Here is a 15,096-nt window from a genome sequence, read left to right on the forward strand (position 1 = left end):
GGAATCACCGGCCACCCCCAGCCATACAGGGGACCGCGCGAAACCATTCCAGCATGCAGGCGCCGTCATCCACGCCCCGGGAAACGCAACGCTGCCGCGCGAATCAAAGATTCGCTTGCCCCAAAACAACACCTACCGGAGAGAGTGTGAAATAACTTGTCCTAAGTGACATAAGTCAATAATTGCAATGCATTAGGCATGTCCTAAGTGATTGTCTCAAGTGTCCTAAGTGACATAAGTCAATAATTGCAACGTTTTGCGATTTCAGGCATTGGGAAGTAATGGTGCGGTCAGGTAGGAGATGATTGATCTCCAAGACGTTTCCCAATCGGTGCGTCATGGGCGTTGGGGTGCGTGTTGATGCTATTGACCGGCAAGTAAAAGGGGTATATAAGGGGGAAATGTTAGAAGATGAGATAAAAAACGTTGAAAAATAAGAGTTTCTAGCACTATTAGCGGAATCTCGCCTTATCCGCCCTTGGGGATTTCGGCTAACTGCCGGAATCCCTTTTTTCATGCCGAAACCGTTTTTATGTTTATGTTTATGCCGAAACCATTGGCATCGCCGCGTTTATAAAGGACGAGCGACGATTCCCGACGAAAAACCGCCGTCGTTTACTTCAGCAGGGCGGAGTCGATGGCGGGGTAGCCGTCGGACAGGGCCTGGGCGATGTGGCCGGCGATGAGGGAGGAAACGGTCGCCATGCCGGGCTTCTGCTTATCGGTGATGCCGACGTCGGCGCCGGAGGGGGATTCCGTGGAGCCGGAGGCGCCGGATGCGGAGGAGCCGGACATCGCATCCACACCGTCGTCGGACGCATTCCCGCCGTCGAACGCGGCCAGCTGTGCGAGCGCGCAGTTCATCTCGATCACAGCGGTCGTCGGCGCGGACAGCCCCGTGCTCGGATCCGTGGTCTCGGAAGGATTCGATGCGATGGCGGCGATGGAATAGACTTTCTGCCTCGGGTCCTTGGACTGCTTCACCGCCGTGGCCAGCAGCTGGGCGTTGGTCTTGCGTTCGTTGCTCAACGCATACAGTTGCGCGTTCGCGCCGCGCCTGGCGGCGAGGACCTCGTAGGCGAAGCCGGCGCGGTCCTCGGCCAGGGACATGGCGGCGAGGGCGTCGGCGTCGAGGTCGAGACCGGTGTTGTCGTCGAGGCGGGTGCCGGGCTCGACGACGATGTTCGAGACGCCGAGCCTGTCGGCCAGCGTTGTGGCTGCGAACGTGGCATAGGCGCTGCGCACCGTGCCTTCGACGAATCGTTGCGGGCAGTCCAGTGCGACGGTGCGCCAGGCGTTGCGCGCGCTCATCGCCGCGAGCAGGCGCGTCGACGATGGCATCGACGACCGGTAGATCGAACGGTTGCGGTATCCGGACTGCAGCGCCTGCTCGCACGGTCCGAGTTCGGCGTCGTCGCCGCGGCCCGCGACGCCGGGCAGCGCGTGCGCGGGAATCGCGAGGGCGAGCGTGCAGACGACGGCAGTCATGGCGGCCGCGATGGCGGCGAGCGAGGCGATGAACGGACGCCGCAACGTGTGCGGGCCATTGCCGAAGACCTTGGAGACGCGCTTGATGGGGGACGTGGATTCGCCGTGGGCGCATAGTGTCTGCATGAATCGTTAGACTAGTAGCCGTTGCAGACCAGTTGCGGGCAAGGTGTCCGCGTATAACTTCATATGGGAGGTCTTGGGCATGGAATTGGACTTGGCAGGCATTCACAAACTCGCCGCTGAGCAGGGCATAGATGCCGAGACTTTGGATAACGCATTGGCGGAGGCCCTGCGTCTCGCCTACCTGAAGACCGCGCATGCGGCAAGGCATGCTCGCGTCGAGCTTGATTCCCGCGCCGGAACGTTCACCGTATGGGCCCAGGATGAGATTCCCCAGGAACCGACCGAGGATGATCCTCATCCGGCCCCGGTGCTTGGCGAGGAGTACGACGACACCCCCCACAACTTCGGTCGTCTCGCCGCCGCCACGGCTCGTCAGGTCATCACCCAGCTGTTCCGCAAGGCCGCCGACGAAAAGGTTTTCGGCGCGTTCTCCGGGCAGAAGGGCAATCTCATCACCGGCATCGTCCAGCAGGACGCCAAGGACCCGGGCAACGTGCACGTGGCCGTCGGCGACGTGGAGGCCATTCTTCCCCGCCGCGAGCAGGTGCCGGGCGAACGCTACCGTCACGGCGAGCGCATCCGCGTCTACGTGGTGAACGTCAACCGTGGCCTCAAGGGGCCGGAGATCATCGTCTCCCGCTCCCATCCGGAGCTGGTGCGTCGCCTGTTCGAGCGCGAGGTGCCGGAACTGGCCAGCGGCGCGGTGTCGATCATGTCGATCGCGCGTGAGGCCGGCGCCCGTACCAAGATCGCGGTGCGCGCCAACGCGCAGGGCGTGAACCCCAAGGGCGCCCTGATCGGCCCCGGCGGCTCCCGTGTGCGCGCCGTCATGGAGAACCTCGGCCAGGAGAAGATCGACATCGTCGACTGGTCGGCCGATCCGGCGCAGTTCGTGGCCGCGGCCCTGTCACCGGCCCATGCCACCAAGGTGCAGGTCGTCAGCGAGAAGAACAAGACGGCCATCGCGTTCATCCACGACGACCAGCTGTCGCTGGCCATCGGCAAGGAGGGGCAGAACGCCCGTCTCGCCGCCAAGCTGACCGGCTGGAAGATCGGCATCGAATCCGAGGAGGTGCGCGCGCGCAAGGCGGCGCAGGCCGCCAAGGAGGCCGAGGCGGAGGCCTCTGCGGAGTCCTCGGCGGAGTGATTCCCCTCCCGTGACGCGGGCGTCGTGGGACGCCGAAGGATGGGCCGTCGGATGCGGCGACACCTTCGGCGTTTTTCGTATGCCCGCAATCCATAGGCATGAGTATGCTTATGTCGGAGTCTGATGATGAGGGCAGCCATGCCTTCTTTCAGGATTTTTCAGAACGAGGTAACAACACCATGGTCGCACGATGAGACAGCACATGTTCGCCATCAGTGATCAGTGATCGCGCGGAAAACCGTACGCAATCGTATACGCGCGGTCGGGAATAGGAGATATTAGTGCCCAAAGCACGCGTATATGAATTGGCCAAGGAGTTTGGCGTAGAAAGCAAGACCGTTCTTGACAAGCTCAAGAACATGGGCGAGTTCGTGAAGTCGGCCTCGTCAACCGTGGAAGCGCCTGTGGTGCGCAAGTTGAGGAATGAGTTCCAGCAGTCCGGCGGAGACAAGGGCTCGCACAAGCCCCAGGCCCCGCGTCGCCATCAGCCGAAGCCGGCAGCGGCGCACAAGCCGGAGGCGTCCGAGTCCTCGGCCGCCGTCCCGACACCGGGCCCGCGTCCGGCGGCCCCGAAGCCGGGACGTCGTTCGGGCGGCGAATCCGGCCGCGGCGGTGCCGTGCCGCATGCGCCGCGCAACAACTTCCGTGACGGCCAGCACGAGGACCGCCACGAGTCCCGTCGTGAGCGCGAGGGCGCCCGCGGCCAGCATGAGTCCCGTGGCGGTGAGCGTCGCGGCGGCAGGCCGCATCCCCAGGGGGCGCGCCCGTCGGCTCCGCGTCCCGGCGATCGTCGCGGTGGCGGCCGTGGCCGCAACGAGGAGCGTTCGCAGCAGCAGGGCCGTCCCCAGCAGCACGGTGGTCCGCGTCCCGGCGGACAGCGTCCGGCCCCGGGCAATGGCGGCAACGCCTCGGCGACGCCTCGTCCGCACGCCACCGGCACCCCGCGTCCGGGCAACAATCCGTTCAGCCGCAAGCAGGGCATGAGCGTGCCCACTCCGGGAGACATCCCGCGTCCGCATCCGATGGCGCGTCCGACGGTGAACAACAGCCGTGGCCGTGGAGGTCGTCCCCGCCCGGGTCAGGGCGGCGGTCGTCCGCGTCCGGGTCAGGGCAGGCCGGGCCAGTGGGGCCACAGCCGTCCGGGTCAGGGCGCAGGCTCCGGCACCGGCACCCGTACCGGTGGCAGCCGCTTCGGCGGCGCCCGTCCGGGTCAGGGCGGCGGTCCGAACAACGGACCCCAGCACAGCGGCGGGCGTCCGGGCGGCCGCGGAGGCCGTGGAGGCACCGCGGGCGCGTTCGGTCGTCAGGGCGGCAAGTCCTCAAGGGCGCGTAAGCGTCAGCATGCCAGGAGGCAGGAGTTCGAGGAGATGAAGGCTCCCGTCATCGGTGGTGTTCGCATCCCCACCGGTAACGGTCAGACCATCAAGCTCCGTCAGGGCGCCACGCTGGCCGATCTCGCGGAGAAGATCAACGTCAACGCCGCATCCCTCGTCACCGTGCTCTTCCACTTGGGCGAGATGGCCACGGCCACGCAGTCCCTGGACGAGTCCACCTTCCAGATCCTCGGCGAGGAGATCGGATGGAACATCAAGATCGTGTCCGCCGAGGAGGAGGACAAGGAGCTGCTCCAGCAGTTCGACATCGATCTTGACGAGGAGGAGCTGCAGGACGACGAGGACCTCAAGCCGCGTCCGCCGGTCGTGACCGTCATGGGCCACGTCGACCACGGTAAGACCCGACTGCTCGATACGATTCGCAAGACCAACGTCATCGCACGCGAGGCCGGCGGCATCACGCAGCGCATCGGTGCCTATCAGGTGTCCGTGGACCTGAACGGCGAACACCGCAAGCTCACGTTCCTCGACACCCCTGGCCACGAGGCGTTCACCGCCATGCGTGCCCGCGGCGCCGAGCTCACCGACATCGCGATCCTCGTGGTCGCCGCCGACGACGGCGTGATGCCGCAGACGGTGGAGGCCATCAACCACGCCCAGGCCGCCAACGTGCCGATCGTGGTCGCCGTGAACAAGATCGACAAGCCGGGCGCCAACCCCGAGAAGGTGCGCGGACAGCTCACCGAGTTCGGTCTGGTGCCGGAGGAGTACGGCGGCGACACCATGTTCGTCGACATCTCCGCCAAGCAGAACATCAACGTGGACAAGCTCCTCGAAGCCGTTCTGCTCACCGCGGACGCCACGCTCGACCTGCGTGCCAACCCCGACATGGACGCCCGAGGCGCCACCGTCGAGGCCCGTCTCGACAAGGGCCGCGGCGCCGTGGCGACCGTGCTCGTCCAGCAGGGCACCCTGCACATCGGCGACGCCATCGTGGCCGGCACCTCGTACGGCCGCGTCCGCGCCATGCTCGACGAGAACGGCCAGCAGATGAAGGAGGCCGCGCCCTCCACCCCGGTGCAGGTGCTCGGTCTCACCTCCGTGCCCACCGCCGGCGACCTCTTCCTCGTGGCCCCCGACGACCGCACCGCACGCCAGATTGCCGAGAAGCGCCAGGCCACCGAGCGTGCCGCCCAGCTGGCCAAGCGCCGCAAGGTCGTCTCGCTTGAGAGCCTCAAGGAGCAGTTCGCCAAGTCCGAGATCGACATGCTCAACATCGTCATCAAGGGCGACTCCTCCGGCTCCGTCGAGGCGCTTGAGGACTCCCTGATGAAGATCGAGGTCTCCGACGAGGTCGGCATCCAGGTCATCCACCGCGGCGTCGGCGCCATCACGCAGAACGACGTCAACCTCGCCACGGTCGACAAGGCCGTCATCATCGGCTTCAACGTGCGTCCGAACCGTCAGGTCGCCGATCTGGCCGAACGCGAGGGCGTGGAGATCAAGTACTACTCGATCATCTACAAGGCCATCGAGGACGTCGAGGCATCCCTCAAGGGCATGCTCAAGCCGGAATACGAGGAGGTCGTCACCTCCCACTCCGAGATCCGCGAAATCTTCCGTTCCTCCAAGTTCGGCAACATCGCCGGTGTCATGGTGCAGGACGGCGAGGTCAAGCGCGGAACGAAGTGCCGTATCCTGCGCAACGGCGTCGCCACGGTCAACGATCTGGAGATCTCCTCGCTGCGTCGCTTCAAGGACGACGTCCAGTCGGTCAAGGAAGGCTACGAGGCCGGCATCAACCTCGGCTCCTTCAACGACATCCAGGAAGGCGACATCATCGAGACCTTCGAGATGCGCGAAGTCGAACGCAAGTAATCGGCATGCGCGCGATTCCATGAATCCCGGGCTCCCCTCCCTGAGGGGAGCTGTCCGCCGAAGGCGGTCTGAGGGAAGCAACACGTATCCGATTCGTACGTGGCATCCTCCCCTCAGTCGGCAAAGCCGACAGCTCCCCTCCCGAGGGGAGCCAATTGTATATGTGAAAGGAACACCATATGGCTGGTACCAACCCACGGGCCGTGCGCATCGCCGGCCTCATCAAGCGCGTGGTCGCGCAGTCCCTCGAAACCGAGCTGCATGACCCGCGTCTCTTCGGCGTCACCATCACCGACGTACGAGTGACCAACGACATGCAGATCGCCCGCATCTTCTGGACCCAGCTGGGTGAGGAAGGCAAGGAGCAGGGGCAGCGCAAGCGCGCCGCACAGGCCCTCAACCAGGCCAAAGGACGACTGCGTTCGCACGTCGGACGCAAGGCGGGCCTACGTCTCACGCCCGTCCTTGAATTCAAATACGACGAGGTTCCCGGCGAGGCCACCGAGATCGAGGACATCCTCATCGCCGCGCGCAAACGTGACGAGGAGCTCGCCAAGCGGCGCGCCACCGCCCAGTACGCCGGCGATGCCGACCCGTACCGGCATCCCGAGGAGGATGACGACGCCATCTCCTCCGACGCCATCTCCTCCGACGACGATAATGCCGAGACCGAGGACGCCGGCGCCGAGGCATAAACATCGAATCCCGTTCATACCGTCATATGCGGCTCCCCAAAAAAACAGGGGGAGCCGCCGTCGCAGACAGGCCGAGGAGGCATCCATCATGTCCAACCCCTCCGAATCCGGAATCCTCATCGTCGACAAGCCCAAAGGCGTGACCAGCCATGACGTCGTGGCGGCCATCCGCGGCGGACTGCACATGAAACGCGTCGGCCACGCCGGCACGCTCGACCCCATGGCCACCGGCATACTCGTCATCGGATTCGGCAACGCCACACGACTGCTCAACTACATCGTCGGCGCCGACAAAACCTACGAGGCCACGATACGACTCGGCCAGTTCACCACGACCGACGACGCCGACGGCGACGTCATGCCATGGTCCGACAAGGTCGCGCACGGCGGGTTTTCCCCAGCCATCCACACCGATGCGCACATGTCCGGGGATATCTCGACACTGAACCGCGACACCATCGAGCGGACCATAGCCGAGGACTTCACCGGACGCATCGAACAGACGCCCACCATGTTCTCCGCCATCAAGATCAACGGCAGACGCGCCTACGACCTGGCACGCGAAGGCAAGGATGTGGAACTCAAGGCCAGGCCCATCGTCATCGGCGAATTCACCGTCATCGACGGGCCGACCCCGGATGTCGCGCGGAACGGCGATCCGGTGGCCGACCTCACCGTTCGCGTCACCTGTTCGTCGGGCACGTACATCCGCGCACTTGCCCGGGACCTCGGCTACCGTCTCGGCGTCGGCGGACATCTGACCATGCTGCGACGCACCCGCGTCGGCGCATTCGGCGCGGCCACGGCCGACGTCGTCACCGCCCACGCCGAAAGCCGCACGTTCACCAATCGCGACGGCGAGGCCATCACGCGCAACCGCTGCGTCATCGATTATCCCGATGCCGATGCAACCGACGGCACCGCCGCCTCCGATGACGGCGGCGATCCTCGTCGCGACCTTCTGCTGGAACACGCCCTGCCGATGGCGGCGGGCGCGAGACTCACCATGCCATGTGTCGACGTGACCGCCGACGAGGCGAGGGAACTGCGGTTCGGACGGTGGATTGCACGTCGCGGCGACGATACGGCGGCGGCCATCCTGCCCGCGGCGGCGGACAGCTCCCACGATGACGAACTCGTCGCCATCATCGGGCCGGCGAACCGACGGCAGTCGAAACCAGTCGTCGTGCTCCCCTCGGAATAGACGTTCGCCGGCCCCGTTAAGCTTGTGCCTCAGCAAGAGGCATATCGCGAGAACACGCATATCATCCATCACGAGCACTGGAGTAGAACATTGATGCGAATCAACACACTCGTCCCCGACACCGAAGGCGATCTCGCATGGCCGCCGTTCGGTCAGGACAAGCGGTCCGTCGTGGCCGTGGGCAATTTCGACGGCGTGCACCGCGGCCATCAGGCCGTGCTCAAACGCACCGTCGACCTGGCGAAAAGCTACGGATGCGAGTCGGTGGCGGTCGTGTTCGACCCGCGTCCGACGGTCGTGCGCAAGTACGCGCAGGAGCATGACGGCGCCGAACTGCCGCTCGGCGAATTCTATCCCGACCCGTATGCGCTCACCGACATCGGCACCCGGCTCGACCTCATTGAAAAACTCGGCCTCGACCGCGCGCTCGTGATCCGCTATTCCATGGCCTTCGGCGCGAAATCGTACCAGTACTTCCTCGGCCAGCTGGTCGGCAAGATCGGCATGCGCAACATCGTGCTCGGCCGGGATTCCCGCATGGGCGCCGGACGCGCCGGCGATCCGAAGTCCATTGACTCCATCGCCCAGGCCACCCGCATGTTCGAGGTCGACGTGGTCGACGACCGTGGACCGGGCGAGGTGCGCGTGCCGTTGGTCAACACGCCCGAGGCCGCCGAGATCATGGACAAGGTCAACGACCCCGACAACGGGCTGACCAAGGCGGAACGCCGCGCCCTGAGCAAAAGCGTGCCGAATCATCTGGCCCGCGTCTGGAGCTCCACATATGTGCGGTATCTGCTGTCGCACGGTCACGTCGAGCAGGCCGCCGACATCCTCGGCCGGCCGCATGAGGTGAACGGCCGTGTGGTCGGCGGAAAACAGCGCGGACGCACGCTCGGCTTCCCCACCGCCAACGTGGCCAAGGACGTGGCCGGATTCATGCCGGCCGACGGTGTGTACGCCGGCTGGCTCACCGACGTGGATCCCGAGACGGGGGAGGAGCGTCGCTACCCCTCGGCCATCTCCATCGGCACCAAGATCACGTTCGGCGAGCCGGAGGCCCGCGTGCTCGAAGCCTACGCCGTGCCGCCGCTCGACGCCGACGGCAACCCCGAATGGCTGGACCTCTACGATCATCACGTGCGTGTGGAGTTCGTAAGGTTCCTGCGCCCCCAGGTGCAGTTCGACGGTGCCGACGAACTCGTCGCCGAGCTCAAGCGCAACGTCGAGCAGACCAAGGAGATCTGCAAGTAGGGTGCTGCGCGGTCTCCGGAGGCTGTTTCGATTTCGACGGTCCGCCGCAGCGTTCTCAAAGTCCCCCGTGTGCGGTAGTCATGCGGAGGGGCTTTCGCATGTCAACGGGGCATCAACTATAGTTGATGCCTTGCGGGGATATGCGTGTTATAATCTCCCTCCCTCTTATGAATGGATTCCGTCGGAGTATGTTGAATGGCATGGAGAATGATCAGGGATGCCGGACGATTCATGTGTCGATTGTAGACAATGACCGATGCTCGCTCACCATGTTGGACCGGCTGATTTGCGGATCATACGACAATCTTGCCGACGACAGGATTCGTATCGTGACGGACTGGTGCGAGACCAGCGGCCGTAGGGCGATCGCTCGATGCAATCGCATCGAGACCACTCCGGACGTGCTGCTGCTCGACATGAGCATGGAGGACGTCTCCGGCGTTCGTGTCTGTGAAGCGGTCCGTTCCCGGCATGGAAACATGGCGATTCTCGGCATTACGTCGTATTCGACAATGAAATATGCGAAACGGTTAGCGGACGCCGGTGCACAGGGTCTTGTTCCCAAGCTCGACCGTATGGAGATCGTGCGGGCGGTCGTCGCAGTGGCCGATGGCGGGCTCTTCGAAACGTATGGACATTTCACGGCCGTGGACGAATCATATCGAAAACTCCGCAAGGCGACACCGTCCAGAGAGGAGCTTTTCACCGAACGGGAGTTCGATGTCATGGATTTATGCTCGTACGGCCTGACCTCCGACGAGATCGCGGAGAGGCTCGGCATTTCCCCCTCCACGGTCAAAACGCATGTGGCCAAGGCGATGAAGAAGCTCGGCGCCCGCAATCGCGCCGAGGCCGTGGGCATGTGGGTGACGGCGAGGGAATGAGGATGACTGGTTTCAAAGGATGGCTGCAAGATCGAGCATCGAATATTGATTTCGTGACGCTATTGATAGCTGTCGTGGTTGTAGTGTCCTTGCTGGAATGGCAGATGAATCCTCCACATCGCATTATTGCGGTGCTGTGCTCTCTTGCGCATATATTTGCCGTGTTGCTGATGCGTTTCAGACCGATTGAAGGCGGCGGAATAGTTGTTTTCATCTATTGTTGCTTTTCGTTGCTGCCTTTGAATGAAGGAGTAAGCCAGTATTGGGGTGTCTGGGTTGCTTTGGGCTTTCTCGGTTATCATCGTTTTTGGAAAAACGGTTTGGCGATGATGATGGCCGCCGTGTTGGCGAGAATGTTGCAATACTGCATTTTTCAGGTTGCTGATGACTCATTGATTATCGCAATGATGATGTCCTGCTCATTTGTTTTTGCATGGTGCATAGGTGGGTTGATGCATCGCAGGATAGATATGGAACGTGATGTTTATGTTCTTAGGGAAGAACGACGGCGGTATCAGAAAGAAAGGCAAGTGGAGACGAGAATTCATGATGCGGTGTCAGGTGAGCTGGCTTATGCGATTCTGCTCTCACAAGATAAGACTCTGCCTGCTTCGGAAACAGTGAGAAAGATGCGCGAGGCTTTAGAGAAGGCAGCCGGCTCTCTATATCAGGTTATGGATTGTTTAGATGCGCAAGAAGATATGGAGCCATTGCACGGAATTACAAATGTGATGAAGATAGGGGACCTAAGGAGCATTCTGGATTCAGGAAAGGAACGTCTGCAATCTCTCGGACGCGAAGGAACAATCTCAATAGCTGGTGATTCAACGGGGATACCTGAGCGTTATATCCGTTTTTTGTGTGATTTGGTCAGAGAGCTCCTGACGAATATTATGCGTCATACGAGTGTAGACGATGTGTATTTTCTTGGCCTTATCTTTGATCGTGACAATATCAGAGTTGTGCAGACCAATACTTGTACAGATAATCCGCGGACACTATCCCATGGATATGGAATGAAAAATTTGGATGACATGATTCACCTCTTCAGAGGCGAAATGCATATTTCCAAGGAAGATGGCTCATGGGTTTACAATGCCGTAATTCCTGTTCTGTTCAGTGATGAAGATGTTTGCACAGCCACTGAAGGACAGGCGGGCAGGAAAAACCTTGAATGGCGCTGATTGAGACTGATGGCTGTAAAGATACAAATGTTGGTATGGGCTGAGAACATTCTGGGAATGGGGAGAGGAAGGAATTGATTATAACAAACACAGCAATTGCTTTCATAGTTTCTCCTTTGCCTGAAATTAAGCTTTGACTAAAAACGGCATGAACGCCAAATCATCTATCAACTAAAGTTGATGCGATACTTGGGTCCCCTTGTTGAACTTGATAGCGTGGATACTGCCGAGGTTTAACCACTCAACGATGAGGAGGAGACGATGAGAATAAGAAAGTTGTGCATTGTTGTCGGGAGTGTGATGACGTTCCTGATCGGCGTTTCCGTTCCGATGACGGTTGTTCATGCAGACGAATCCACTGGCACCATCATGATGATTGAGGAGGGGCGTGTTCTCAATCCTGAGGCAATCCGAGTTGTGGGCTATGCGGATTCTGACGAAAGACTCCCTGAAAGATCCGTCTCCGAGATTTCGGAACCTCTACGATTGGAGCCTACTTGGACAAATCCGAATTATGCAGGTGGCAAAACACGCGCAGTAAAAGAAGCGGCTTGCACAAGTGCGCACTACAAAGTGATTACCAAGGTTGGTGCAGGGGGCGGATATTCATATCGTTGCTGGACCGGATCGGGATTCTACTATTCCAAAACCGCTTTTGACACCTGGGGAGGCGGAGTGCAGACCGTTTGTCCCGGAAGAAACAAGGGCGCGATTTATTACCAAGGAACATGGGACTATGGGGATCATTGGAAGTGGAGTCCTCTTAGAGGCCCCCTGCCGAGTAATGCGAGCAATTACTGCTACAACTTTAAAGATGGGTTGATGAAATACAGGGCGGTGATGTTGAATTAGGCATAGCGGTATTGCGGTGTCGGAATATGCGGATGGGGATGTCGGGATGAAGAAGTCTCGTTACAATGCGATTCGGGTTGTTTCTTCGGTGATGGTGTGCCTGTCGCTGATGCTTTTCGGAGGATGCTCGTCGGAGGTGGACCCGACGGGTGGCGCCGAGAAGTCCGGTGCCGACGCATCGGCTCCTGCTGCGGCGAAGGGATCTCCTTCGGAAAGCTCTCCATCCGCTTCTCCGATCAAGCCTGAAAAACCGGTCACCGATTCGTTGGGTACGTATTATGACGTAATCAAGGACCGGACTCTGGCGGAATGCGTGGCCAGTGATCTATGGGCCAGGCCCACGGATCATCTATCCAAAAAGAAAGCGGAAAGCGTTAAAGGTTTCGACCAGATAGGGGTATCCAACAGTTATAATTTGTCAGATACGCTTCCCTCTTGCGGCATCGCGCTCAAACATTTGACCTCGCTTTCGGGATTGGAAGTATTCCCCAACTTGGAAACCATCTATCTGAGCGGTTTGCCGAATCTTAGCGATATCTCTGCGTTACGTGGAATGAAATGCCTTCGGTCGGTTGATCTTCAAGGTACCGCTGTCCGTGATCTGACCCCGCTCGGCGAAGTGAAGCACGTACGTACCCGAGATGACCGCGGAGTCTCGGTCTATGTGACCCACGCCATGTACGATTCGATGATCGTGCCCAGGAACAGCGACATCATCCTATGGAAGCAAGGGTGATTCCCTTGCCTCCCTGTTGTTGATGGCGCTTACGGCAATCAATAATTACCCACAAATATTTATAGTCCTCGCCCTAACGGGGAGGGCGAGCTTTACCCGACAATAAGGAGACAACGATGTCTGATTCCATGGTTTTGAAAACACAGAAATGGCTGAACAGAACGTATGGAGGTGACTCCCGATACAACCGCATTGCCGAGGACGGTGTTACCGGATGGGGAACCATCAATGCCTTGACCAGAGCGATGCAGATAGAACTCGGTCTTACATCCACGGCAGACAACTTCGGTCCGTCCTCTCAGGCCGCATACAGCAAAAATCCTCTCAAATATGTGAATGACACCGCACAGAGCAACAAGTACGCCATCCTGCAAGGAGCATTGTGGTGCAAGGGATATAATCCCGGCCACTATGGAACCGACGATGCCATAGACGACCATTTCGACACACTGGTCGCGGCGGCCGTCATCAAGCTGAAAACCGATGCCGGGATGATCGACCCGAATTCCGATGTGACCACGAACTTCATGCGTGCACTGCTTTCCATGGACCAATTCAGGCTGTTGTCCCAATACGGGGGCGATGCCGCAATTCGTTCCTTCCAGCAGGAACTGAACCGCAACTACGAATCGTATACAGGTATCATGCCATGCGATGGTGTGTATACGCGCAGTACGAACAAGGCCTGCATCCTGGCTTTGCAGGCTCTGGAAGGGATGCCGGTTTCCGTTGCCAATGGCGTGCTTGGCCCGTCCACAAGAAAGTACTGTCCGACGATTCCCTATAATGGCGGGCAGATCAATTATGGTCAGAGACGGTATTCATCATCCGAAATCTCCGATTTCATCCGGCTTCTGCGGTTCTGCCTGTATGTCAATGGATATGGCAATGGGGAATTCGGCGGAGGAGCCCCATCATCCGATATCAGTAAGTTCCAGTCCTATTGTGCGCTTCCCGCGACCGGAATCGCCGATCTGAGTACATGGCTTTCACTGATGGTGAGCTATGGCGACCAATCGCGTACCGCCACGGCTTGCGATACGCGATTCGAAATCACGCCCGACCGAATCAAAGTTTTGAAGGCCAACGGATACGGCTGTGTCGGACGATACCTTATCGGCGGCGATTTCAAGGAGATTCGTCCTGGAGAACTCGGACGTCTGTTTGAGGCGGGAATCCGGGTATTCCCCATCTACCAGTCGGTAGGCAATCATGCAGGCTATTTCACGGCGACGCAGGGTGCTTCGGACGCGAAGTCGGCCATTGAGGCGGCATTGAAACATGGGGTACCAGCCGGTGCCATTATCTACTTCGCCGTGGATTATGATGCCATGGATGCCGACGTCACCTCGAACATTCTTCCGTATTTCCGGTCCGTGCATAATGGATTGACCGATTATCGTGTCGGAATCTATGGTCCTCGCAACGTATGTTCCCGAGTCTCAAATGCCGGTTATGCCGTGGCGAGCTTCGTCAGCGATATGTCTTCAGGATTCAGCGGCAATATGGGATACCGGTTGCCGTCGAACTGGGCATTTGATCAAATCGCCAATGTGACCATTACCGATGGCGCGACCTCGTTGGAAATCGATAAGGACGTGGTTTCGGGCATGGATATCGGAATCATGCAGGAGACTCGCGACGAAGGTTATATTGCTCCGCCGCCGTTGGGGGATAAGGCGGGGTTCACTTACCGTGCCGCGGTGAATCGTTCCGGCATGGCAATCCCAGTCAGGAAGCATTATGATTTTCCGGGATTGGGGACGATCATCCACAATATTCAACCGGATGAGACGTTTATCACCTCTTATGGGACATCAATAGAGTCGGTATATGGCGAGACGCACAAGGTCTTTTTCCACAGTGGGGGCAGAAGCATCGCCAGCGGTTATATTACAGCGAAGTCTGGTTCGGGAACGGTGATGCAAGAACCATGGTTCAACCAGTGGGATGATTTCCTGAACTGGTCATCCAATGGTTTCGGATTAGCGCCGGCAACTACCAATCAAGTAACCATAAACGGAACGGCATACCGGGTGTTTACGCTTCAGCATACTGCCGATTTCTGGTATCGCCTCGGAGAAGGGCAGGATATTCGTCACGGACTTCTTGAGAAAGGAGTGAAACTTGCTCAGAATCCGCCGGCCGACATGGGGGGCGAGTATTTCACGGCGCTGCACTTTTCTTATTGGAATCCCGGCTTTGGTTGGTTCCCATTCCGGGACGGCGATACAAAGGTGGAAGCCTTCGTTGATCTTGGATTGCAGTATGGGGGAATGCCGGGGAACCGGTTGATTCGGTAGTGCGGGAAAGG

The 15,096-nt window shown here is 59.7% G+C and carries 11 protein-coding genes; 10 read left to right on the forward strand and 1 reads right to left on the reverse strand.

The features are described 5' to 3' along the window. Positions 1–615: 615 nt before the first annotated feature. Positions 616–1,614 carry a hypothetical protein gene (locus tag DF200_RS08570; RefSeq protein ID WP_109137862.1) on the reverse strand — a complete coding sequence of 333 codons (999 nt, stop codon included), beginning with the start codon at positions 1,612–1,614 and terminating at the stop codon, positions 616–618. A gap of 79 nt (positions 1,615–1,693) precedes the next feature. Between DF200_RS08570 and nusA the strand changes: the two genes are divergently transcribed. The 10 genes from nusA (at position 1,694) to DF200_RS08615 (ending at position 15,085) form a co-directional block, all read left to right on the forward strand. Further along, a complete protein-coding gene (nusA, locus tag DF200_RS08575) occupies positions 1,694–2,761 on the forward strand; it encodes a transcription termination factor NusA (protein ID WP_109137863.1) in 1,068 nt (355 codons plus the stop codon). 281 nt (positions 2,762–3,042) lie between these two features. Then, complete coding sequence (gene infB, locus DF200_RS08580; protein ID WP_109137864.1) at positions 3,043–5,973, forward strand: translation initiation factor IF-2; 2,931 nt, start codon at positions 3,043–3,045, stop codon at positions 5,971–5,973. 179 nt (positions 5,974–6,152) lie between these two features. Continuing rightward, complete coding sequence (gene rbfA / locus DF200_RS08585; RefSeq protein ID WP_109137865.1) at positions 6,153–6,668, forward strand: 30S ribosome-binding factor RbfA; 516 nt, start codon at positions 6,153–6,155, stop codon at positions 6,666–6,668. Between the two features lie 88 nt (positions 6,669–6,756). Beyond that, positions 6,757–7,872 (forward strand): tRNA pseudouridine(55) synthase TruB, encoded by a 1,116-nt coding sequence (truB, locus tag DF200_RS08590; protein WP_109137866.1) that lies wholly within the window; start codon positions 6,757–6,759, stop codon positions 7,870–7,872. Positions 7,873–7,965: 93 nt separating this feature from the next. Next, complete coding sequence (gene ribF, locus DF200_RS08595) at positions 7,966–9,126, forward strand: bifunctional riboflavin kinase/FMN adenylyltransferase (RefSeq protein ID WP_109137867.1); 1,161 nt, start codon at positions 7,966–7,968, stop codon at positions 9,124–9,126. Between the two features lie 200 nt (positions 9,127–9,326). Next, positions 9,327–10,010, forward strand: a complete 684-nt coding sequence (locus tag DF200_RS08600) for a response regulator transcription factor (protein WP_158275824.1) — start codon at positions 9,327–9,329, stop codon at positions 10,008–10,010. A gap of 2 nt (positions 10,011–10,012) precedes the next feature. Beyond that, on the forward strand, positions 10,013–11,194 hold the full coding sequence (locus DF200_RS08605) for a sensor histidine kinase (RefSeq protein WP_109137869.1): 1,182 nt from the start codon (positions 10,013–10,015) through the stop codon (positions 11,192–11,194). Between the two features lie 261 nt (positions 11,195–11,455). Beyond that, positions 11,456–12,046 carry a hypothetical protein gene (locus DF200_RS10705; RefSeq protein WP_146192054.1) on the forward strand — a complete coding sequence of 197 codons (591 nt, stop codon included), beginning with the start codon at positions 11,456–11,458 and terminating at the stop codon, positions 12,044–12,046. 46 nt (positions 12,047–12,092) lie between these two features. Then, entirely contained in the window at positions 12,093–12,782 is a 690-nt protein-coding gene (locus DF200_RS08610) for a leucine-rich repeat domain-containing protein (RefSeq protein WP_109137870.1), read from the forward strand. A gap of 116 nt (positions 12,783–12,898) precedes the next feature. Beyond that, on the forward strand, positions 12,899–15,085 hold the full coding sequence (locus DF200_RS08615; RefSeq protein ID WP_109137871.1) for a glycoside hydrolase domain-containing protein: 2,187 nt from the start codon (positions 12,899–12,901) through the stop codon (positions 15,083–15,085). The last annotated feature ends 11 nt before the right edge of the window (positions 15,086–15,096 follow it).

This window comes from Bifidobacterium catulorum, assembly GCF_003129925.1.
GTDB lineage: Bacteria > Actinomycetota > Actinomycetes > Actinomycetales > Bifidobacteriaceae > Galliscardovia > Galliscardovia catulorum.